This is a genomic window from Sphingobacterium cellulitidis (genome assembly GCF_043187465.1).
In the GTDB taxonomy this organism is placed as follows: domain Bacteria; phylum Bacteroidota; class Bacteroidia; order Sphingobacteriales; family Sphingobacteriaceae; genus Sphingobacterium; species Sphingobacterium cellulitidis.
The window spans coordinates 3866278-3889112 of record NZ_CP171136.1 but is presented as its reverse complement, the minus strand read 5'-3'; the positions used below and the strand labels follow the sequence as shown (position 1 = coordinate 3889112).

18 protein-coding genes are annotated in these 22835 nt (G+C 37.1%); 16 read left to right on the top strand and 2 right to left on the bottom strand.

Going from position 1 to position 22835, the window contains the following annotated elements:
- The first annotated feature begins 7 nt into the window (after positions 1-7).
- The 11 genes from ACF3OC_RS17025 to ACF3OC_RS16975 all read left to right on the top strand — a co-directional run bounded on the left by ACF3OC_RS17025 (position 8) and on the right by ACF3OC_RS16975 (position 15428).
- Entirely contained in the window at positions 8-1609 is a 1602-nt protein-coding gene (locus ACF3OC_RS17025) for a SusD/RagB family nutrient-binding outer membrane lipoprotein (protein WP_094280575.1), read from the top strand.
- Between the two features lie 12 nt (positions 1610-1621).
- The gene (locus ACF3OC_RS17020; protein WP_094258491.1) at positions 1622-2587 is read left to right on the top strand and encodes a DUF1735 domain-containing protein; all 966 of its coding nucleotides are present in this window, start codon (positions 1622-1624) and stop codon (positions 2585-2587) included.
- Positions 2588-2688: 101 nt separating this feature from the next.
- The gene (locus ACF3OC_RS17015) at positions 2689-3378 is read left to right on the top strand and encodes an energy transducer TonB (RefSeq protein ID WP_094258492.1); all 690 of its coding nucleotides are present in this window, start codon (positions 2689-2691) and stop codon (positions 3376-3378) included.
- 964 nt (positions 3379-4342) lie between these two features.
- A complete protein-coding gene (locus ACF3OC_RS17010) occupies positions 4343-7510 on the top strand; it encodes a TonB-dependent receptor (protein WP_094258493.1) in 3168 nt (1055 codons plus the stop codon).
- A gap of 7 nt (positions 7511-7517) precedes the next feature.
- A complete protein-coding gene (locus ACF3OC_RS17005; RefSeq protein WP_094258494.1) occupies positions 7518-8912 on the top strand; it encodes a RagB/SusD family nutrient uptake outer membrane protein in 1395 nt (464 codons plus the stop codon).
- A 439-nt stretch (positions 8913-9351) separates the two neighbouring features.
- The gene (locus ACF3OC_RS17000) at positions 9352-9855 is read left to right on the top strand and encodes a carboxypeptidase-like regulatory domain-containing protein (protein ID WP_094258495.1); all 504 of its coding nucleotides are present in this window, start codon (positions 9352-9354) and stop codon (positions 9853-9855) included.
- A complete protein-coding gene (locus tag ACF3OC_RS16995; RefSeq protein WP_094258496.1) occupies positions 9856-10551 on the top strand; it encodes a TonB-dependent receptor plug domain-containing protein in 696 nt (231 codons plus the stop codon). It begins immediately after the preceding gene.
- A gap of 36 nt (positions 10552-10587) precedes the next feature.
- Positions 10588-12426: a SusC/RagA family TonB-linked outer membrane protein gene (locus ACF3OC_RS16990; protein WP_392470101.1), complete on the top strand. Its 1839-nt coding sequence runs from the start codon at positions 10588-10590 to the stop codon at positions 12424-12426.
- A 12-nt stretch (positions 12427-12438) separates the two neighbouring features.
- On the top strand, positions 12439-13404 hold the full coding sequence (locus ACF3OC_RS16985; RefSeq protein WP_392470098.1) for a RagB/SusD family nutrient uptake outer membrane protein: 966 nt from the start codon (positions 12439-12441) through the stop codon (positions 13402-13404).
- A 62-nt stretch (positions 13405-13466) separates the two neighbouring features.
- Positions 13467-13673 carry a RagB/SusD family nutrient uptake outer membrane protein gene (locus ACF3OC_RS16980; protein WP_094258499.1) on the top strand — a complete coding sequence of 69 codons (207 nt, stop codon included), beginning with the start codon at positions 13467-13469 and terminating at the stop codon, positions 13671-13673.
- A 126-nt stretch (positions 13674-13799) separates the two neighbouring features.
- Positions 13800-15428 (top strand): IS1182 family transposase, encoded by a 1629-nt coding sequence (locus ACF3OC_RS16975; protein WP_277712172.1) that lies wholly within the window; start codon positions 13800-13802, stop codon positions 15426-15428.
- Between the two features lie 92 nt (positions 15429-15520).
- Here ACF3OC_RS16975 and ACF3OC_RS16970 read toward each other — a convergent pair whose 3' ends face one another.
- A complete protein-coding gene (locus ACF3OC_RS16970) occupies positions 15521-16582 on the bottom strand; it encodes an Mrp/NBP35 family ATP-binding protein (protein WP_094258500.1) in 1062 nt (353 codons plus the stop codon).
- Positions 16583-16694: 112 nt separating this feature from the next.
- On the opposite strand from ACF3OC_RS16970, the gene ACF3OC_RS16965 reads away from it, so the two are divergent.
- Both ACF3OC_RS16965 and ACF3OC_RS16960 read left to right on the top strand, forming a co-directional pair.
- Positions 16695-18773 (top strand): transglycosylase domain-containing protein, encoded by a 2079-nt coding sequence (locus ACF3OC_RS16965; RefSeq protein WP_392470095.1) that lies wholly within the window; start codon positions 16695-16697, stop codon positions 18771-18773.
- 3 nt (positions 18774-18776) lie between these two features.
- Positions 18777-19328 carry a phosphoribosyltransferase gene (locus tag ACF3OC_RS16960; protein WP_094258502.1) on the top strand — a complete coding sequence of 184 codons (552 nt, stop codon included), beginning with the start codon at positions 18777-18779 and terminating at the stop codon, positions 19326-19328.
- Here the strand turns inward: ACF3OC_RS16960 and ACF3OC_RS16955 are convergent.
- Positions 19321-19887, bottom strand: a complete 567-nt coding sequence (locus ACF3OC_RS16955) for a DNA-3-methyladenine glycosylase I (RefSeq protein WP_182499089.1) — start codon at positions 19885-19887, stop codon at positions 19321-19323. The two genes, ACF3OC_RS16960 and ACF3OC_RS16955, sit on opposite strands and share 8 nt — an antisense overlap.
- Positions 19888-19934: 47 nt before the next feature.
- On the opposite strand from ACF3OC_RS16955, the gene ACF3OC_RS16950 reads away from it, so the two are divergent.
- The 3 genes from ACF3OC_RS16950 (at position 19935) to ACF3OC_RS16940 (ending at position 22809) form a co-directional block, all read left to right on the top strand.
- On the top strand, positions 19935-20909 hold the full coding sequence (locus ACF3OC_RS16950; RefSeq protein WP_392470091.1) for a DUF4271 domain-containing protein: 975 nt from the start codon (positions 19935-19937) through the stop codon (positions 20907-20909).
- Positions 20910-20919: 10 nt separating this feature from the next.
- Complete coding sequence (locus ACF3OC_RS16945; RefSeq protein ID WP_392470089.1) at positions 20920-21687, top strand: uroporphyrinogen-III synthase; 768 nt, start codon at positions 20920-20922, stop codon at positions 21685-21687.
- A gap of 252 nt (positions 21688-21939) precedes the next feature.
- Positions 21940-22809 carry a cupin-like domain-containing protein gene (locus ACF3OC_RS16940; protein WP_392470087.1) on the top strand — a complete coding sequence of 290 codons (870 nt, stop codon included), beginning with the start codon at positions 21940-21942 and terminating at the stop codon, positions 22807-22809.
- Positions 22810-22835: the final 26 nt, after the last annotated feature.

Here is a 22835-nt window from a genome sequence, read left to right as displayed (position 1 = left end):
AATAGATATGTTATTGAAGAATAAATTTAAATATATGTCATTGGGTTTAGGCTTGGTCCTAAGCTTGGGCTCCTGTAAGAAGGCGCTAGATATCAATGACAACCCGAATCAAGCAACCTATTCTACACCAGAATTGGTATTGCCACAAGCGATTGTTCAGACCGCGAGAAATGTGGTTCCTTTCAATACTTCGGGAATGCGTTTAATGTATATCGCGAACGCAGGTGGAGTGAGTGGATGGGGCGGAGGTTTCCTAGATTATAACTGGCCAGCGGGACATGAAGCTGCGCGTTGGGGAGATGCTTATAATAATTTGACGGATTATCAGTATGTAGTTACAAATTCTGCAGAAGCTGAAGGAGGTCAGGCCTTTATTCAAGCATCGGAAATCATGAAGGCTTATAACTTCATGAACTTAGTGGATACCTATAATGATGTTCCGTATTCAGAGGCTTTGCAAGGGACTGCTATCATTCATCCGAAATTTGACAAAGGAACAGATATTTATGCTGATCTAGCGAAGAAATTGGATGCTGCTATTGCATTTTTCAAGACTGCGGAAGTTACTCCAGCATTTACAACTGCCGATGTGCTTTTCAAAGGCGACGCTAAAAATTGGGCTAGGTTTGCGAATACTTTGAAATTAAAATTAGTAGTCAAAGGAAAAGGCAAGGTTACATTTGCTAGTGAATCAATCGATGCGATTGGTATTATTACTGATGATGCGATTGTGAATCCTAAGTTTACAAATATTGATGGAAAGAATAATCCTATGTGGAACACATGGTCTTATAATGCAGCTGGAAATGCACCAGGAACATGGGGTACACAGTTTATTCCAACACGTTATGTTATGTCGTTTTATGATGGTTATAAAATTGATGATGAAGGTCGTGCAGATTTAATTTATCAAAGAGGTGTAAATTCTCCGCAGAACCAGCTTGGTGATATTGATGTTACAGCTGTAGGTTTATCACCTTCTACTTGGGTTTTAAGTCCATTGAATGGGAATATTGGTCCTTCGAACTACCGCGGATATGGTGTTACAAAAGGTCCAGGAGCAGGTCAACCAGTTATGCTGGCAGCAGAGGCTAACTTTTTAGCTGCAGAAGCTGTATTAAGAGGCATCATGACTGGAAATGCAAAGACCTATTTTGAGAATGGTATTAAAACATCCTATTTATATTTAAATAAAGGTGAAACTGATGTTGTTGTTAACGGCGCTAATGCTGAAGAATATTTGACTAAATATAAAGGAGAAAATCCTGAAAGTGCTTTAGTAAACTTTGACCTTGCAACTACCACTGAAAAGAAAATTGAGGCCATTATTACTCAAAAATTTATTGCTTTCAATTTATTGTTTTCGCATGAAGGATGGAATGAATTTAGAAGAACAAATTATCCTTCTATTCGTAACCCGGCAAACAATCAGATTTATTTGAATAATAAAGCGAATGCTAGAAATACATTTGTTTCTATTCAATCAGCTGCGACTTCACCGGATAAATTACCAACAAGATTTCCATATCCAAATACGGAAGTTGCCTACAATGGTTCAAATGTACCATCTGTAGACAAATTTACTTCGAAGATTTTTTGGGCAAAATAAATTTAGATTAAGATGAAAAAAGTTATAAAATACATAATTGGGGCAATGATGGTTCCCGTCCTGTTTTCTTCATGTCTGAAAGATAAAGAGAAAATTGGTCCCGATGCAGATGGAGCTGTAGAGAATATTATTGAATTCAAGAATATGTCCGCACCAGCATCTGATAAATCAAGCACCTATCCATTGTTCAATAGGATGTATGATATTAAACCAAAGGATGAATTAATGATTCCATTGCAGATTGCGGGAGTTTATAATCCTTCAGGAGATGTGAAAATAGTTTTAGAATTGGATAATTCCATTCTAGAGAAATACAACGAAGAGAATGAGACTGGCTATGTGCCATTGAAATCTTCATATTATCAAATTCCATCCTTAGAAGTAACTATTCCACAAGGAGAGCGTATTGCTAATTTGGTGGTGAATGTATTTCCGGAGAAGTTTGATTATGATGAGGCATATGCTTTAGGATTTCGGATTAAATCTGTTTCCTCCGGAACTATTTCTGGGAACTTTGGTGCTATCCTAGTGGGTATAGGTGCGAAGAATAAAGTTGATGGTGTATATACTGTGACTGGATCTGCTGCAGATCTTGGATCTAAGAATATTGGGCAATATCCTAAGAGAGCGATTGCATTAGAAACTTATGGACCTAATTCAGTATTGTACCATGATGACTATTACGGAATTTACGGTACTATTTTCTTAACTGAAACTGGTGGTGCCACTTATTATGGTAACTTCTGTCCCATTTTTGATTTTGATCCTACAACTGGTAAAATCACTGGAGTTAGAAATGCTTACGGTTCGAATAACTCTCAATCTCGTGATGCAAAATTAGATCCAGCTGGTGTAAATAAAATCACTTTTGGTCCTGACGGTAGAGCAGCGAAAATTGAAGTAAGTTATTTCATGACTCAAGCAGGGAATGTAAGATTAACATTTAATGAAGTCTTTACCTACAGTACAGCTAGATAATAAATATTGAAATATAAAGGGAGGTACTATGCCTCCCTTTTTTTGAGCATTATTTTTGCTTCAAGTTTAAGGAAAGTGTTATTTATCAAATTTGAAATATTATGAGACTATTAATTTTGCTATTACTGTTACCTTTTGTTGGTTTAGGACAGCAGGTTGATCCGGAACCACCGAGTGGAGTTGACAAATTTGTAGAATATTTGAATGTAAACTTTCCTGCAAAAAGAACAGATTCAGAGAAGAAGTTGCAAGGAGAGATTGTGTTGGAATTGCGAATTTCTGAAAGTGGGAAGGTGGATTCAATTCATATCGTTAAGAATGTTGGAGAAAATGGCGCCTTAGATTTGATCAAAGCTATTAAACAAGCTGGCGACTGGACTGCGGGGAAAGAGAATGGAAAGGATGTTGCAAAGTGGGTTCGTTTTCCATACGCAATTCCAGGGATGTCCGTCATTGATAAGTCTTCAAAAATTACTGGTGCCAAGCCAGTAGACGGAGATGCTGAATTTGATTTAAAGTTCTACAAGAATTTTAGATATCCTGAAAAAGCTCTTAATGCAGGAATCCAAGGGGATTTTGTGTTGAGCTTTGATATCAAAGCCAATGGAGATCCGACAAATATCAAGCTAGAGGACGATCCAGGTTATGAACTTGCTGATGCAGCTATACGTGCATTACGAAGAGCAGGAAAGTGGACTCCGGCAAAAGATGCTGATGGGAAGGATTTAAATTATAGGACTACCTATAAATTCACTTTAAGCATTAAGGAGTTTAGGACTCGGATTTTCTAAGATTAGGAAATTAATAAGAATTTTTTGTGTTTGTAAATAGGTAGTTATTGCTTAGCCCTAAGCTAATTCTACCTTTAATATTGCTAGGGGATTGAACGTTGTTCAATCCCTTTTTTAATGCTAATTAATTCAAAAGAACACTTCTGGTCCTGCGGTATTCGTTAGCAGGAATTCTGAATTATAGCGGAGATTTTAAGAAGATTTTTGGTCCTATTTCAATAAATAGAATATTTCTATCGCAATTGATTTTCAGTCTATTATAGTTTTTATTTCATTGCTCTTGAAATGACAATATGTTTCTTGTGAAGAAATAGTTTGAAAGTTTCATAATTTCTTTCATTTTTCTGTTTGAACATAGATTTCATGCTGGTTTATCAAATAGTAACGATTGTGTATCATTTATTTTACACAAAGTAAATACTAGAGCGATTTGCTGGTATATTATGCAGGCTGTTTGTTAAGAAATGTTTGATTTAGTGTGAATGATTCGAAATAATATTCTGACAAATGCTGTTAGGTGTTTGTGTTGTTTTGAATAGGTCTATTATTATATTTTAAAGTTCTGTTTCTGGAAATAGTTTTTAAGATAGTGGTTTAAGTAGGTTAAAATTCCATTTCAATTAAAAGGTGTTTAAACAAGGAATGAGCTAGAAATATTAAGAAAATTGCAATAGAATGTCCTAAATACCTGTAATATAATAATATAAAGGAAAAATTATCTCTGTTTTAGTAATAAAATCTTATTCATTTACGTCATTTTTATATTAAAAAACTACACTTTACTAAATAATATTGCTATCAATTATAAATTAGTTGAATAACTAACTTATTTGTTACTTATTTGATAAAAATTGGATGTTTCATGAATATGTTTGTGAAATATTTAAGGGAAATATATATTTGTCAACTGTTTAACAATTTTTAACAGACTCTGTTTTAAAACTTTTAATTAATAGCAAAATTTATGAAACACAAATTACTCAGCTTAATTTTTGTGTTAACCTGCATTGTTGGTGTAGCGTTTGCGCAAAATCGTCAAGTGAGTGGTAAAGTAACTTCGGTTACCGATGGAGCCCCGCTTGGTGGCGTGTCAGTATTAGTTGTGGGTACAAGTTCAGCTACTCAGACTGATGGATCAGGGAATTATAGTATCTCTGTTGAAGGCAACGCTACATTAAACTTCTCTTTTGTAGGCTATGCATCAAAGAGAGTTAGTGTTGGAAGCAACACAACCGTAAATGTTCAGTTAGAAACTGATGAGACTTCTTTAGAGGAGGTTGTTGTTACAGGTTATGGTGTTCGTTTAATCAAAGATTTAACAGGATCTCAAAGTAGAGTTTCTGGGGATAAATTAGCGAAAGAGCCAAGTTTGAGTTTTGACCAAGCACTATCAGGAAAAATGGCTGGTGTTCAAGTAGGATCATCAGGTGGTACCTTAGGAGATGGTGTATCCGTTCGTATCCGTGGTATCAACTCCATTTCATCAAGTTCATTGCCATTATACATTATTGATGGAGTTCCAATGAATACAGTTGAGAACACCAACGTATTTAACTCAGGAAACGGAACACGTTTTAACCCATTAGCGATGATCAATAGCAATGATATTGAATCTATTGAGGTGTTAAAAGATGCGAGTGCTGCAGTTCTTTACGGTTCACGTGCTGCGAATGGTGTAATTTTAATTAACACAAAACGTGGTAAAAAAGGAACTACAAACATTGCATTTGATTCCAAAACAACGTTTAGCCGTCCAGCGAAGATGTTGGATATGTTAGGTGCTGAGGACTTCATGAAAATCAGTAATGAGAAGATTTCCAATGCTTCTAAGTATTTTTCTGGTGTAACAGAAATTGCGAAAGAATCAGATGTTGATGGTGATGGAGTAAATGATAGAACAAATTGGTTAGATGAGGTTTACAGAAATGGTATTGGATATGATAACTCTGTATCGATTTCAGGTGGACAAGAGAAAGCTAACTACTTTGGATCGGTTCGTTACTTAGATCAAAAAGGTATTCTAGAGAACAACTCATTAAAAACTGGACAGGTTCGTTTAAATACTGACATCAATCCACTTAAATGGTTGAAGACTGGAATTTCCCTTTCATACTCAAAAACTTTAAATAATGGTGTATTAACTGACCGTTATGTAAATGGTGTTACTGTTTCTGCATTACAAGCATTCCCTACAATGGCCTTTTCAAATCCTGCAACTTCTACAGGATATAACTTAGGATCAAACGGATACTTAACATACGGAAATAATACACGTGTAGTAAATGGAACAAACTTAGTTGGTGGAAACATCGCGCATCCATATGCTGCATCTGCATTACAATTTAACCAAAATACACCTGAGCAATTATTAGGTAATGTTTATGCTGAGATTTCTCCAATCCAAGGATTGAAAATTTCGACAAAATATGGTATTGACTACTTAAATAACTACGAGCATCAATATGCTCATCCATTAATTGGTGGATTAGGTATGTCATACAATGGTATGGTTCAGGACAATATTCGTTACAGAAATCAATGGGTTTGGCAAAACTACGCGAACTACGATAGACAATTTGGGGTTCACCGTATTTCTGCAACCTTAGGTATGGAATCACAGTTCACGAAAGAGAAACAAGTATATGCTGGTGGTAATGACTTCAGTGATACATTCTTTACTGATTTGATTGATGGAACTTATACTGGTTCAGTACCAGGAACATCAGATGTAATGTTATGGTCAGGTGGTACATTATTCTCAACAGGTTTACAGTCATATTTTGGACGTGTTGGATATGTATTCAATGATAAATACTTAGCTGAAGTTGCTTTCCGTTCAGATGCATTCTCAGGTTTTGGATTGAACTCAAGATGGGGTAGTTTCCCTTCAATGTCATTAGGATGGGTTGCTTCAAATGAAGACTTCTTAAAAGATGTTGAGTGGTTGAACTATTTAAAAGTAAGAGGATCATACGGTAAAGTAGGTAACTCTCGTGGAGTTGGAGCATACGCTGCGCGTACATTATACGGTGGTGGAGCATATACTACATTAAATGGTTTCTCTGCTTCACAAATGGGTAATGCTGATTTAAGATGGGAATCATCAACAAAATTAGATGTTGGTGTTGATTTCACTATTTTGAATGACCGTTTGAATTTCGTTGTTGATTATTACAAGAATGATATTTCAGGTTTAATCTTGAATGCTAACCCACCATCAACTGTTGGTGTACCGGGTGGTGCAATTGAGACGAACATTGGTTCAATGAAAAACAGTGGTATTGAATTCTCAGTAAATGCTAAAACCATGACTCGTGAAAACTTCACTTGGAATACATCTTTGAACTTTACAACAGTTAACAACGAAGTAACTTCATTAGTTACAGAAGGTGCTGACATGGTTGATGGATTCTCAGTTGCAAGCGTTGGAAGAAGATTAGGTACTTACAAGTTGATCAAATGGAGAGGTGTTGATAGCCAAACTGGAGATCCAATGTGGTACACTGCTGATGGTGGTTACAAAACTTACAATCAGGCAGATAAATCATGGACTTATACAAATACTGATGGAGTTACAACAGCTGCAGGTTCAGGCGTTGGAGGTGGAGATGCTCAATATTTAGATGAGTCAGGTTTACCTAAATACTATGGTGGTTTAGATAACAACTTTACTTACAAAAATATTGATTTTGGATTCTCAATGGTCTATACTGGCGGATTCAGCATCTATAACTCAACAAGAGCATCTTTATTGTCAAACTACTTTGTAAACAACGGATCAGAAATTTTAGACAGATGGACTACACCAGGTCAACAAACTGACGTTCCGAAATTATATATGACAGAAACTACTGCTAACCAAGCGTCAACTCGTTTCTTGGAAAAAGGTGATTTCTTGCGTATGCGTACGATCAGTTTAGGGTATACATTCAATGATTTATCTAGATGGGGTATCAGTAGCTTAAGATTGTATGGTCAAGTTTACAATGCATTTGTAATTACTGGCTATACAGGTCAAGATCCAGAGGTTAGTTTGAACAGAAATAACTCAAACATCGCGATTGGTGTTGATAACAGATCTGTTCCACAACCTAGAACTTATACACTTGGTTTAAACATTTCATTACAATAAGAACAAGATGAAAAACATTAAGAAATATTTTGCATGTATCTTAGTTGCTTCAGCGACATTTGTATCATGTGAAAAGCAAATATTTGAAGAACCATATGCAAACTTGTCACCAACTGAGATCTTCAAAGATCCAAGTCGTGTTGAGAAAGCTGCTGTGGGTATGTATGATGCATTGCAAAATGCAGAGTACTTAGGTGGACGCGTATTGATTTATGCTGATATCAGAGGAATTGACTGTGGGAACCCAACATATTTTGGTGATATCCCTAGCTTTACCGCCTTAAATTCCAGCAATGGTATAGTAGGATTAGCATGGACAGCAGGATATAGAACAATTAACGAAGCAAACTTGTTCGTTAAGAATATTACTGCAAATCCAGGTGTAGTAACTGCGGATAAAGAGAAGCAATTTATTGCTGAGGCTAAGTTTATCAGATCCTTATCTTACTTCTATTTGGTTAACCTTTGGGCTCAACCTTATGGATTTACATCTGGAGCTACACATTTAGGAGTTCCATTGGTGTTAACAGCTACTGATGCGCCATTCGCACCAGAGAACCAAGTGCCAAGAAACACTGTAAAAGAGGTTTATGATCAAATGATCAAGGATCTTGAAGAAGCGGCTGTAGATTTGCCTAATTCAGGTGGTACTCCATCGATCAATAATGTTGGTCGTGCAACAAAAGGAGCGGCTTACGGATTGTTAGCAAGAATTAACTTGTATAAGAAAGATTATGCTAAAGCCTTAGAATATGCTAATAAGGTAGAGGCGTTAAAAGTATATAAATTAAATGCTTCACCATTAGAAGGTTTTGATACCTACATTACTCCTGAGAACATTTTCTCAGTAGCTCACAACGGTGGTGATAACCCGAATACGAATAATGCATTAGGTCAACATTACGGTCCAACGCAAAGAGCGGATATTCAAATTGATCCTAAATATGTTGCATTAATGAGTGCTACAGATTTAAGACGTACTGAATTAATTACAGAAGCAAACGGTGCATTTTGGACTGCGAAATATACGAAAGTATCTGACTGGGCTCCAATCTTACGTTACTCTGAGATTTTATTAATCAAAGCAGAAGCTTTAGCAAATATTGCTTCAGGAGTTGATGCGAATGCTATTGCATTAGTTAACCAAGTTCGTACAAGATCAAAAGCTACAGCAGTTGCTCCAGCAAGCAAATCTGATTTAATTGCTGCGATCTTAAATGAGAGAAGAATTGAGTTAGCATTTGAAGGACAAGGATTATTCGAATTCCTACGTACTGGTAGAAACCTACCTGCGCATAGTGTTGTTCCAGAATACAAATGGGGTAACGGAAGATTGGTATTCCCATTACCTTTGAATGATATTCAAAGAAACCCTCAGTTAGTTCAAAACGACGGATACTAGTCTTGAATAAAATATAGACTCTGACGAATTAGTCAGTCACAAGGGTCTAAATAGGCGACCGAAGAATTTTTCTTCGGTCGCTTTTTTTGTGTGCAATTGTTAACCTCCTTGATTTTTGGAAGCTCTCCGTTCAGATTTATTTTATTTGAACTGCAGGAAAAAAATCTCCAAAAATTATTCTTCTGTTTTTATTAAATTTTATTTGAATTCTAGTAAAACTATATAAGGCTAAAACCTTTTTCTTTATGATTTTTATGTTGCCTATTGATATATAAAGTATAATCTAAGATTAATAAATTATTGGCAATCACTTTGAAATATTAAATAAATTAATCAAATTTATAATAATATAATCTAAAGCGGATTTAGGAGCCAATTTAACTTCGCTTACTTAACATTTGTTATGTATATATAAAGAAATTTACTAAACAATTAAATTATGAAACAAAGATTACTCATGTTTATTTTTGTGTTTGTCTGCCTGTTAGGGGTGGCCTATGCGCAAAATCGGGAGGTTACTGGGAGGGTAACATCTGCGAGCGATGGAAGTCCTATTGCTGGGGTTTCAGTGGTTTTGGTAGGCACAACCTTAGCTACTCAAACCGATGGGAATGGAGATTACTCAATTTCAGTAAGCAATCAATCTATTTTAGCTTTTTCATTTGTTGGCTATGCGAGTCAGCGATTAAATGTAGGGACTAGGACCAGGATTGATGTTCAATTAATTAAGGATGTTACGGCCTTGGATGAGGTCGTTGTTACCGGTTATGGTACGACTACGCGTTTAAAGCAAACTGGGTCGAGTACCGTTGTGAGTTCAAAAGAAATTGCACAAACGCCATTTCCATCCTTAGATAGAGCTATGCAGGGAAAGGTTGCGGGTTTACAATCGACAGGTGGTTCGGGCCAGCCAGGTTCGATGCAGAATATCCGAATTCGTTGATTGGGTTCCATTAGTGGCTCTTCACTTCCTTTGTATGTGATTGATGGGGTTCCAGTGAATTCGGGGGATCTTTCCCGTGCTACCCCAACTGCCAATGTTTTAGCAGGTATCAATCCGAATGATGTGGCGAATGTGACGGTTTTAAAAGATGCAGCCTCTACCGCGATTTATGGTTCTCGGGGGAGTAATGGTGTTATTTTGATTACGACGAAGTCAGGTCTATCGGGAAAAACAAGGATTTCTCTGGATGCAGATTATGGTTCAGTGCAACCGGGAGTTAGTCCGGGACGCGCTAGACCTCTTACCACAGAGGAAAACATCATGCTAATTGGGGAGGCTTTATTAAACAATGCTGGGATGGCGGCAAATTATGGTTTAAACCAAGGAAATATTCGTGAATTCGTGACTGGGGAAAATGGTTTTGGCATCGATCCGAATGTGAATACGAATTGGTATGATGTCGTTACACGTAGAGGAAATCAACAACAATATAATTTGGCTGCTGATGGTGGGAATGATAAGACGACATTTAGTGTAAGTGGGGGATATTTTAAACAAGAAGGAACCATTCCAAAGTCTGATTTTACAAGGTATTCTGGGAAAATCAATTTGAAGCATAAGGCAAGTGATAAATTCACTTTTGGGGCTAATATTTTGGGTTCCAGTTCAAATTTAAGAGGACTATTAAATAGTTGAGCATTCGGGAATCCAGTTTTGACGAGTTTTTTCTTAATGCCTAATTTTCGGGCAAGAAATGATGATGGATCTAATTTTATTTCCGGTCCCTTAGCTGCGGGCGCCGGACTTTATAATCCCTTAGAGATTTTGGACAAGGATAGCCGTAATAATAATACGCAAAAAGCTATTGGTAGTATCTATGGAGAATATAATATCCTACCGAATTTAAAAATTTCCAGCAAGTACGGTATAGACTATAATAATATCGAAGAGGACTATTATAATAATCCAAATTATGGTGATGGTCGAAACGTTGGAGGTCGTAGTTATCGGGATTATACTCGATATTTCAATTGGGTTTGGACAAACTTAATTGATTATAGATGGGATATAGATCAAGCAAAGGATTGGGTAGCTAATGTTAAAGTGGGTTATGAGGCTCAAAAATCTCAATCCTACTATTCTTCGGTTGCTGTTTATAAAGTTCCATTAAACCCGAAATACACTGTTCCATCCGTTGGAGCTACCCCAATTGGCGCTTCGGGTTCCAATGATGATTATTCCTTTGCTTCATTTTTAGCTTTAGGGGACTTTTCATATAAAAACAAGTACGTTCTCTCTTGGAGTTATCGTAATGATGGTTCTTCTAGTTTTGGTGAAGAAAAGCAATTTGGTAATTTCTGGTCCGCTGCAGGTAGCTGGAATATTGAACAGGAAGATTTTATCAAGGATATATCATTCATTAATGCTTTGAAGTTACGTGGTTCCTATGGTGTCACAGGTAATGCTGGTATTGGTAATAATACTTGGAGAACCTTATATGGATACACGCGTACAACCTACAATTTTGTTTATAATGGCAATATTGGTAGTGGTCCTATCCAATATGGATTACGAGATTTGACATGGGAAAGAACGAATTCATTTGATGTAGGTTTGGATGCGACATTTTTAGATAATCGATTATCTGCCGTATTTGATTTCTATAATAGAGAATCGAAGGGCTTATTATACCGGGTTCCAATTCCTTTATCGACCGGATTTCCGGATTATGTTTCAAACTTTGCTGGTTTAAGAAACAGGGGTATTGAGTTTACTGCCAATGGTACTCCGGTTCGTACTGATGATTTCAGGTTGGATTTAAGTTTCAATATATCTGCGAATAAAAATACAACGACGAGTTTGGTTCGAGATGATTTAGTTGAGAGTCCATACCGTAGAAAAGTTGGGGAGGATTATTTCTCATTTTTCTTACCACAATGGGCAGGTGCTGATCCAGAGAATGGAGATCCAAAATGGTATATCGACGAATCAAGAACAGAAACTACAAATGACTATCGGTTAGCGAAGCGGGTTGATTTAGGAAAATCTTCAATGCCTAAATATTTTGGAAGTTTTGGAACGAACATGAATTATAAAGGCATTGGTCTAGATGCATTTTTCTATTACAATTTTGGAAATCATATTTATCAAGGATTTTATAGCTATCAGAATAGTGGTGGAGCCTATTATGGTAGTTATAACCAAAGTGCGATGGAATTAGAGAGATGGCAAAAGCCAGGGGATCAGTCGAATGTTCCGAAGCCTGTTTTTGGAGGGAATAGGAACTCGTTTGCTGCATCTGACCGTTTGCTTAAAGATGGAAGTTTTATTCGTTTAAGAGATATTACATTGAGTTATTCCTTGCCGTCATCTATTATTAACAATTGGAAGGTCAGTAATTTACGGGTTTATTTCCGTGGTTCTAATCTATGGACATGGGTAAAGGATGACACTTTACCATTTGACCCGGAATCAGGAAGTTCGGAAGTTGCTGGAGGAACACAAGGTATTACCAATTTTGATGTATTTATTCCAAAGACATACACATTTGGTATTAATGTAGGATTTTAAAAATGTAAAGACATGAAACTAAATATAAAATCTAGTTTATTAATCGGATTCCTTTGTTTGACCATATTAGGCTCATGTAAGAAGGAGTTCTTAAATCTGCCTCCCTATACTGCGGTGGATGAAAAGGAGGCATTATTGACGGATACAGATTTATTATCTGCCGTTACGGGAACTTACGCTGGGATGAGGGTATTTGATTTATATGGTCGCAGTATTCCATTGATGGGAGATCTTTGGGCAGATAATGTGACTTTATCGACTCGGAATGCAGGACGATATACGGAAATATTCAATTTGAATTTTGTCATTAACAACCAGTGGTATACGGGTATATGGACTAACGCCTATCGCGTCATCAACCGTGCGAATAATATTATTCATTCAACACCCACTGGTAATGAGGTAAATATAAACCAATACAAGGGAGAAGCCTATGCCATTCGGGCATTAATGTATTTTGAATTGGTTAGGTTTTTCGCTAGGCCCTATACGGATAATCCAAATGGCATGGGAGCTCCCTTGGTATTGAAGTTTGATATTGAAGGAATGCCTGCTCGGAATACTGTTGATGAAGTTTATAAGCAAGTTTTAGCAGACCTAGGGCAGGCCTATACTTTAATTACGACAGGAACAAATACCAGTAGATTTACGAAATATGCTGTTCGAGCGTTAGAAGCAAGGGTTAATTTACATAAAGGCAACAATGCGGCATATCAATTGGCTTTGAATGAAGCAAAGGAGGTTATTGATAATTCAAAGGTGACTTTGGTTCCTACCTCAGGCCTAGGTGCCTATTGGAATGCCACAGGATCAAATACGCTAAGAACCGAGACTCTCTTTGAACTCGTTTCCGATCAAATTGACAATGCAGGCTTTGATGAACTTGCTTATTTCTTTGGCCAGCAGGGTTATGGAGATGGTTTAGCTATAAATCATTCTATGACTTATATTCAGCTACCGATGAGCGAAAAAAATTAATTGAGGTAGGAGTTAGGGCAAATGCGGAGAATCCAGCTTTTATCATCAAAAAATATCCAGATTTGGAAAAATACGGAACTAAGAAAATCTTAAGGATTTCCGAGATGTATTTAACTGCTGCGGAGGCGGCTTATAATTTGGGTCAAGAAGGAGTTGCGAGAGATTATTTAGCAGCCTTATTAAAGGAACGTGATGCAGCAGCAACAGTTACAGAATCAGGTGCGGCATTATTTCCGGAGCTAAAGCAGAATGATGGCTGGGAACAATAAATTAAAAAGAGAAGGGGCTGTCTAAAAAGGTCTCTAAAAAAAAATAACCCCGTCATTAAAAAATGGCGGGGTTTTCTGTTTTTTGTCCTTAAGATTTAGTATCTTAAGGTGCACCCAAAAAACAATATGGCAAACATACAATTCAAAGCTCTTCCATCCAATAGTCCGAGTCTATTTCCTGAAAATATTTTTGATCGTATTCCATTGAACCATCCTGTTCGGTTGGTGAATCAGGTTGTTGATCAGTTGGATCTGGATCATATTATCCGACTTTATAAAGGGGGAGGCACTACTAGTTTCCATCCCCGGATGCTCATCAAAGTGTTGTTCTACGCCTATTTAAGCAATATCTATTCTTGCCGAAAGATTGAACGCGCCTTACAAGAGAACATCTATTTCATGTGGCTTTCTGGCAACAGTACCCCTGATTATCGTACGATCAACTATTTCAGGGGGAAGCGTCTTAAGGGGCAAATACAGGAGTTGTTTGCAAGTATCGTCCGGATGTTACATGAAATGGAGTACGTCAGCCTGAAAGTTCAGTATGTTGATGGTACCAAGATCGAATCTGCAGCTGGTCGTTATACGTTTGTATGGAAGAAATCGGTTGAGAAAAACAAGGTAAAGTTAGAAGCGAACATCGCTTCGGTTCTTGCCGATATTGATGCGCAGATTACCCAAGACCAATCTACATTAGGCAATCAAGAAGTTAGCAAGGCTATCGACAGCACGCAGCTGAAGGAAAAGATCAAAGCGATCAATGCAAAGCTCAAAGTGGCCAATAAGTCTACCGATAAGCAGCTTAAGAAACTCGAAGATGACTACTTGCCACGATTGCAGAAATATGAAGAACAGCTGAAAATACTAGGGGATCGCAATAGTTATAGTAAGACCGATACCGATGCTGTGTTTATGCGCATGAAAGAGGATCACATGAAGAACGGTCAACTCAAACCCGCCTACAATACACAGATCAGTACCGAGGAACAGTTCATCACCCATTACAGTATCCATCAGACTACCGCAGACACGACAACCCTACCGGAACATTTGGAAGGCTTTGAGTCCCGTTACGGAAAACAAAGTGAGTCAATCGTCGCAGATGCCGGATATGGCAGTGAGCAGAACTATGAGTTGTTGGAAGGACAGGATATAACCGCTTTTATCAAGTACAATTACTTCCATATGGAGCAGAAGCGAAAGCATAAGCAGGATCCTTTTTCGGTACAGAACCTATATTACAATGATCAGGAGGATTTTTATGTGTGTCCGGCAGGACAGAAACTAAGCTTTGTCGGACAAACAACCAGGGTCAGTACCAACGGATATGCCGCCCAGGTGAGCTGCTATCAAGCTCAGCGATGTGAGGGCTGTCCGATGCGTGATGGGTGTCATAAAGCACAGGGCAATCGTCTGATTGAAGTCAATCACCGCCTTGCTTGGCTCAAGGCTAAAGCTAGAGAAAGACTACTATCGACACAAGGGCTATACCATCGAAGCAAAAGACCCGTGGAAGTCGAAGCGGTATTTGGACAGATGAAAAGCAACAACAAGTTTACCCGCTTTAGTATGAAAGGACTCGAGAAAGTTACTGTGGAGTTCGGATTGATGGCTATTGCCCATAACCTAAGAAAATGGGCAAAAAAGTGGGAAAGCAAAACTTTAATTGGTAAACCTGGTGGCAACAACTCCCTATTTGCGATAAATCAAGCTATCAGCGTGATGAAAAGTACAGAAAATCGACTTGCAGCTTAATATTGTTTAAAATATAATTGAGATCAAGAAAGGTATTAAAACAAAAGAAGGTGCCTTTTTAGACACCTTCTTTCTTTTTTATATCTTTAATATTAAGCCTTTGCGGCCAATATACTCAGCTCTTGTGCTACGCGGCCAGCGATTTCTGCAAATGCTGCTGCCACAGGCTCGTCCTGATCCAAGGCGATTGGAAACCCATTATCACCAGCATCAGCAACTGACTTCACCAAAGGAATTTCCCCTAAGAAAGGTACATTATTATCTGTCGCCAATCTTTTTCCACCATCCTTACCAAAAATATAGTATTTGTTATCAGGTAATTCAGCAGGGGTAAAGTAGGACATATTTTCAATAACACCGACAATAGGAACTTTTACACCTTCCATCTGATACATGGCCATCCCCTTGATTGCATCTGCCAGAGCGACCTGTTGAGGGGTTGTTACAATTACAGCTCCTGAAATAGGGTAGCCTTGCGCCGTTGTTATATGGATATCACCAGTACCAGGAGGCATGTCTACGATCAAATAATCGAGATCACCCCAATCCGTGTCTCCAAATAGTTGTTTAATGGCAGAAGTTGCCATTGGGCCTCTCCAAGGAATCGGTTGGTTAGGATCCGTAAAGAATCCTATTGATAATAGTTTTAATCCGAATCTTTCAATCGGGATGATTCTATTTTTTCCATCAGGACCTTGAGAAGATTGTGGTTTAGCGTCTTCCACTCCGAACATTAATGGCACCGAAGGGCCATAAATATCTGCGTCAAGAAGACCTGTTTTAGCACCTGTATTTGCCAATGCTAATGCTAAATTTGCTGCCACCGTAGACTTACCAACACCACCTTTACCAGAAGACACCAAGATAATATTCTTGATATTCTTTAATTGGGATGTTTCTACGGCACGAACTCTCGCGGTCATATTAATTTCCACTTCAACTTCTTTGGAAATAAAAAGTGCAATTGCATTCCGACAAGCATGTTCAATATGGCCCTTCATTGGGCAGGCAGGAGTGGTCAAGACCACATCGAATTTGATTTTATTGGGTAATATTTCGATGTTTTCGATCATATTGAGTGTTACCAGGTCTTTTTTTAAATCTGGTTCTTCAACATTCCCTAAAGCATCTAAAATCTGTTCTTTAGTAATCATGGATTTAAATTAATTTAACAAAATTAAAGAAAGAAGCTCAATATCTTGTCATAATGATGTTTTTAATGATTTTTGCATATTTTTACTTTAATCATCGGATTTCTATTCATATATGTTAGATAATAAAAGATTCAAGGTTCACGATTTCAGTTTCGTAAAGAAAAGATGGTTCATAATTTCTGCTGCTTCGGTATTGGCTGTGTTGTTGATTGGTTTTATTTATGCGATGTCGATTCGCGGAGATATGTTGAACAAGGCTGTTGCCAAAGTTCAAAAAAAGCTGAAAGAGGATTATCAATTGAATTTCGATGTTCAGAAATATGAATTTGCGGGTCTGACGACAGTAGATTTCCAAAAAGTTAAGATTTATCCAGACAGTGCGGAGCAGTTAGCTGCAATCGACCAGTTTAAAGTTTCGGTAAAGCTTTTTCCTTTATTGTCAGGGACTGTTCAATTGGATGAGTTAGATCTTAAAAATGCTGATATCACTCTTGTCAAGCATGATAGTACCTCAAATTATGATTTTTTATTCCGCAAACGTACAGAACAGGATAGTACTGAAACGAAACAAGAGGCCAAGACTTTAGCAGAAACGATAGATAATCTCCTAAAGCGTGCCTTTCAAGCCGTTCCAGATAATTTAAATCTTGAAAATGTGAGTCTTTCTTTTCAGGATTCAGCCTCCACACAGGTAGTTAGAATTCCAGAAGGATTGATTGATGATGGGGATTATGATATTGATGTTTTCCTAAATGAGCAGGAGGCGAAGTGGAATTTTAAAGGAAATATCAATTCCAGCAGACAGACGATGAATGTCATTATCTCATCAGATAACAAGGATGCAAAAATTCCTTTTATAGGCCGGAGGTTTGGATTGAATGTAAGCTTTGATGAATTAAGTTTTCATTTGGATAATGTGTCTAGAAAGGGCAAGGAGAGTTTGGAGATGTTGGGAGGGGTGAGTGCTAAAAACCTACGGGTTAATCACAAGCGATTATCATTGGAAACCATAGTGTTGCCGGGTGGTTCTGCAAAAGGTGGGTTTTTAGTGTCTGAGAATACAATTGAACTGGTGCAAGGAACCAAGGTGAAGGTCAAGGATTTTTCATTCGAGCCGAAGTTAAAGTTCAGTCGTAAACCAAAGAAAATACTAGAGATGGCCGTTCATACCGGGATGTTTAAGGCTCAGAATTTCTTTGATGCCCTTCCGGTAGGGTTATTCGAAACCTTGGATGGAATTCAGGTTGAAGGAGATATCCAATATGATATGGATTTTAATGTGGATTTAGATGATCCTGATGAATTGAAGTTTTCCTCCAAGATCAATGATCAAAATTTAAAAATCAAGAAATGGGGTAAGGCCAATATTGCGGATTTAAATGGTCCTTTTGTCTATGAAGCCTATGAGGACACCTTAAAGATGCGCGATATTAGGTTGGATGCAACTAATCCTAATTTTGCGCCATTGGGTCAGATTGCGCCAATTTTAAAGAAAACGGTATTAAATACGGAAGATCCATTTTTCTATAAGCATAATGGCTTTGAATTAGAGGCTTTTGAGTTGTCTATTGTGACGAATATCAAGGAGAAGAAATTCAAACGGGGTGCCAGTACGATTTCCATGCAATTGATCAAGAATCTTTATCTCAACAGGAACAAGACGATGATGCGGAAGTTTGAGGAAATCCTATTGGTTTGGTTGATGGAACAGTCTAAGCAGGTGAGCAAGGATCGTTTATTGGAGATATATTTGAATATCATTGAATGGGGCAAGAATGTATATGGGATTTCAGAAGCTTCAAAGTATTACTTTGGTAAAAAACCATCTGAGCTTACGATTGGGGAGAGTCTTTATCTATCAAGTATTATCCCTAGGCCAAAAACTGGGCTTTCTTCTTTTGATTATACAGGACATTTAAAACCTTGGGTATTGAAGCATTTTAATACATACGGTTATATTATGAATAAACTGAATCAGTTGGAAGGGGAGAATGTTCCTGCGAATTACGGTTTTTATCAAGTTGAGTTGCAATCAAGCCTAAGACCACCAAGACCGAAAGGAATTCCAGATTCCATGATGACGCATGACGATATTAAGGATATTGTGGATGAAATCGATAAGGAAGAACAGATTCGGAAGACACTGTTGGAGAAATTGTTTGGTAAGAGCAAAGAAGAAGAAAATAATTAAGTCATGAGGAATATATTAATAGATGGTTTGGAATTTGAACTTATGATTGATTATGAGCAAATTCAGAAAAGGATCCGTTTGATAGGGATTGATATTAATTTGAGGTATGAAGATAAGCATCCGGTATTTGTAGGAGTGTTAAATGGATGTTTTATGTTTATGGCTGATTTGATGAAGCAAGTCCATATTCCGTGTGAAATGTCCTTTGTAAAGTTAGCTTCATATGCGGGTACCAATCAGGGTGAAATACATGAGTTGATAGGGGTGGGGATGTCGCTGGAAGGTCGACACGTTGTCATTGTCGAGGATGTTGTGGATTCTGGTAGATCCTTGGTTCATACGATTGAGGCTTTGGAAAGATTGGGTGTGGCAAGTATTTCTGTTGCCACCTTATTACTTAAGCCAGAATGTTTACTTTATTCGTTTGATAATATCATGTATGTTGGGTTTGAAATTGAACGGGAGTTTGTTGTAGGCTACGGATTGGATTACAATGGACAATGCCGTAACCTACAGAATATCTATAAAAATATCCCCCTTACAAGTTCTATCTAAAACTACAAGAGACCAAATGGTCATTCACCATTCCGATTGCCTGCATATAGGCGTAACAGGTTGTAGAGCCAAAAAACTTAATCCCCCGTTTTTTAAGGTCTTTTGCGATTTTATCCGAGAGTTCAGTTTTGGCAGGAGCATCTTTTAAGTCTTCTAAAAAGTTGACAATAGGTTTTTGATCAGGCAGGAAGCTGTAAAGATAATTATAGAAACTGCCGAATTCCTTTTGAATTTCCATGAATATCTTAGCATTATGAATGCTGCTTGCTATTTTTAATCTATTTCTTACAATTCCGGTATCCTCCAATAAGCGGTCCACATCTGCGTCAGAATATTTTGCGATTTTTTTATAGTCGAAGTTGGAGAACGCTTTTCTATATCCTTCCCTTTTTTTGAGGATTGTAATCCAACTCAAGCCAGCTTGGGCAGATTCCAGGATTAGAAACTCAAACAAGATTTTATCGTCATTAGTAGGTTTACCCCATTCCTTGTCATGATAGTCTTGGTACAATTTATCAGTTCCACACCAGCCACATCTTACTATTTCTTTTTTACTCATTTTTTCAATTTATAAAGCGATTAAATTATTCTAACTTTACGACTTTCATGAAGCATATAATTACTATTGGGTTTTTCTTATTTCTTGTTTTCAGCAGCATATTTATTGCTCCTAAAAGTTATGGGCAAAATTTGCCAGTAGATTCTGTTTCTGTTGTTGATTCAGTAGCAGTTAGAGACTCATTAGCTCGAGTTGCTTTATTCGAATCCTTGGACAACAACCTTAAAAATAGTCAAATTATTCTTTCTCCCTACAAAGAGTTGAACTATTTAAAAATAGAATTTGATTCTACCCTAAAAAGAGGGAGCCAGGATTTATTTTTCGGGATTGATGATATTGGCTACCAACAGAAGCAATCCTTGCTTCAGGATGGATTAGAGAAGGATAATCGGCCAGCTTGGGTATTATTGATTGTATTTTTGTTATTTCTGGTATTAGGTGTTCTCAGGATTGTCTTTCCGGTAGAATTAAAGATAATTGTTGATGCCTATTATAAGGAGCGATTGCTCTTACAGGTGAGTAAGGAAGATAACCTTGCGACGTCTTGGCCCTATATATTTTTATATGCCGTATTCAGTCTTTCTTTAGGATTGTTTGTGGTCGTGATTGTGTCAAGTTTCGGCGACAAAAATTATCTTACTTTCGAAAATTTTCTAAAAAATTCTGGCCTCATTGCTTTACTATTTATAGCGAAAATTTTACTGATTCGATTTGTGTCATTTGTTTTTCAATTGGACAAAATTGTACGGGAATATATTGCAATTCTTTACCTAGTATATTTTAACAGCATGTTTTTCCTCATGCCATTTTTACTAGCAGTTGTCTTTATTCCGGCAAATTATTTTCAATTGATCTCAATCATCTACATTGTTATTGTAATTATTTTATTCTCGTATAGGTTTATTCGGACTGCATTTCATCTATTCGGACATTTCAAATTTTCTATTTTTTATTTAATTCTTTATCTTTGCAGTCTCGAATTAGCACCAATTTTGATATTAGTGAGGTCACTAAGTAATTAAGAAAGAGTATATGCAGATTGATGTAGAAAGATCCAAAAAAGTAAAGAGCATTTTAGTTACTTTACCAAAACCTGAAAACGATAAATCTCCCTATTTCACACTAGCAGAGAAGTATAATTTAAAATTAGACTTTAGAGGATTTATACATGTAGAAGGCGTTTCGGCAAAAGACGTCAGAAAAGAGAAGGTAAATTTTGCAGATTATTCTGCGGTCATTTTCACGAGTAAGAATGCGGTTGATCATTTCTTTAGAGTATGTGAGGAAATGCGTTTTGAAGTATCGGCGGAGCTCAAGTACTTTTGTATTTCAGAAACGATTGCACTGTATCTTCAAAAATATATTCAATATCGCAAGCGCAAAATTTTCTTTGGAAAACAAACAGCGCAGGATTTAGAAGATGTTTTGAAGAAACATAATAAGGAGAAATTTTTATTTCCTTGTTCTGATGTTGCCAATGAAGAAACACAGCGATGGTTGCAAGAGAATGGATATGATTTCACGCCTGCAGTTCTATTCAGGACAGTGATTTCAGATATTAAGGATCTGAAGGATGTTTTTTACGATATCATTGTGTTCTTTAGTCCATCTAGTGTTCAGTCCTTATATGAAAACTTCCCGGATTTTGTTCAGAACAATACTCGCGTAGCAGCTTTTGGTGCTACTACTCAGCAAGCCTTACTTGAACATGGATTGATACTGGATATTCCAGCGCCGACTCCAAATGCCCCAAGTATGACGATGGCGATCGAGCAATATATTAAACAAGCCAATAAATAGGCATCGTCCTAAAAAATATAAAGACTATCCCAAACAGGATAGTCTTTTTTTTGTTGTTTTTAGTGAGAATTTACTGCGAAAGAAATCGAAATAATCAGAACATCGACAAATTTGATTTTTATCATTTTTTAATAAATTATTTCTCCCTAAATTTCGGAAAATTAGACATAAAATTAACACTGTATTGGGTTAGGTATATTTATTGTAGAAATATTTTTTTTATGTTTGCATTAACTCAAAAATGGGAATATTGTGAAATTAAAACCTGTTAATAGTATATCTGGAATAGCTACAAAGGACTTTATTAAGGACTATCTTAATAAGGGTCAGCCGGTTATCATCAAGGATTTTATCAGTAAAGATAGCCCTTGTTGGTCCAAGTGGAGCTACGACTATTTCAAGGAAATAGCGGGTAATGAGAAAATCGACGTTTATGGTCGGGAAGAGGAATCTCAAAACCATGCTGCCAGCCCTCCTGTGGGTAAAATGACCTTTGGAGAGTATTTAGACACTATACAGAAAGAGCCTACAGAGCTACGATTATTCTTGTTTAATCTAATGAAAATACGTCCTGAATTAAAGAAGGATGTTATATTCAATGATGTAACAGGCGGAAAAGTAATTCAATGGTTACCTTATATGTTTTTTGGAGGCGAAGGTTCCGCTACGAGGAACCATTTTGATATCGATATGTCGCACGTCTTCATTTCTCAGTTTCAAGGATCAAAACGTATTTGGTTGTTTCCGAACAATCAATCGGACTTAATGTATAAGTTGCCATATAACTTTCATAGCATCGCTAATCTGAAGAAGAGTGATGTCAAGGATTATCCAGGATTGGAATTCCTTGATGGATACGAAGCCGTAATCAATCCAGGCGAGACTTTATATATGCCTGCTGGTTGGTGGCATTATATCCAATATGAAACAGAAGGTTACTCCATTTCTGTTCGCGCATTGGCGAACTCTTTGAGCGAGAAATTAAAAGGAGCGAGGAATTTATTCGTGACTCGTCATTTCGACGATACCATGCGAAAGATATTTAAAGATAAATGGCTAGATTATAAAATCAGTACGGCTACCAAAAGAGCTAACAAGGCCATCAAGAAAATAAAAAAGTAAATTAAAAAAGGGATCCAAATCAAGAC

Coding starts and splice junctions, on each gene's coding strand:
- ACF3OC_RS17025 (WP_094280575.1), top strand. CDS start 8: ATGTTATTGAAGAATAAATTTAAATATATGTCATTGGGTTTAGGCTTG.
- ACF3OC_RS17020 (WP_094258491.1), top strand. CDS start 1,622: ATGAAAAAAGTTATAAAATACATAATTGGGGCAATGATGGTTCCCGTC.
- ACF3OC_RS17015 (WP_094258492.1), top strand. CDS start 2,689: ATGAGACTATTAATTTTGCTATTACTGTTACCTTTTGTTGGTTTAGGA.
- ACF3OC_RS17010 (WP_094258493.1), top strand. CDS start 4,343: ATGAAACACAAATTACTCAGCTTAATTTTTGTGTTAACCTGCATTGTT.
- ACF3OC_RS17005 (WP_094258494.1), top strand. CDS start 7,518: ATGAAAAACATTAAGAAATATTTTGCATGTATCTTAGTTGCTTCAGCG.
- ACF3OC_RS17000 (WP_094258495.1), top strand. CDS start 9,352: ATGAAACAAAGATTACTCATGTTTATTTTTGTGTTTGTCTGCCTGTTA.
- ACF3OC_RS16990 (WP_392470101.1), top strand. CDS start 10,588: ATGCCTAATTTTCGGGCAAGAAATGATGATGGATCTAATTTTATTTCC.
- ACF3OC_RS16985 (WP_392470098.1), top strand. CDS start 12,439: ATGAAACTAAATATAAAATCTAGTTTATTAATCGGATTCCTTTGTTTG.
- ACF3OC_RS16975 (WP_277712172.1), top strand. CDS start 13,800: ATGGCAAACATACAATTCAAAGCTCTTCCATCCAATAGTCCGAGTCTA.
- ACF3OC_RS16970 (WP_094258500.1), bottom strand. CDS start 16,582: ATGATTACTAAAGAACAGATTTTAGATGCTTTAGGGAATGTTGAAGAA.
- ACF3OC_RS16965 (WP_392470095.1), top strand. CDS start 16,695: ATGTTAGATAATAAAAGATTCAAGGTTCACGATTTCAGTTTCGTAAAG.
- ACF3OC_RS16960 (WP_094258502.1), top strand. CDS start 18,777: ATGAGGAATATATTAATAGATGGTTTGGAATTTGAACTTATGATTGAT.
- ACF3OC_RS16955 (WP_182499089.1), bottom strand. CDS start 19,887: ATGAGTAAAAAAGAAATAGTAAGATGTGGCTGGTGTGGAACTGATAAA.
- ACF3OC_RS16950 (WP_392470091.1), top strand. CDS start 19,935: ATGAAGCATATAATTACTATTGGGTTTTTCTTATTTCTTGTTTTCAGC.
- ACF3OC_RS16945 (WP_392470089.1), top strand. CDS start 20,920: ATGCAGATTGATGTAGAAAGATCCAAAAAAGTAAAGAGCATTTTAGTT.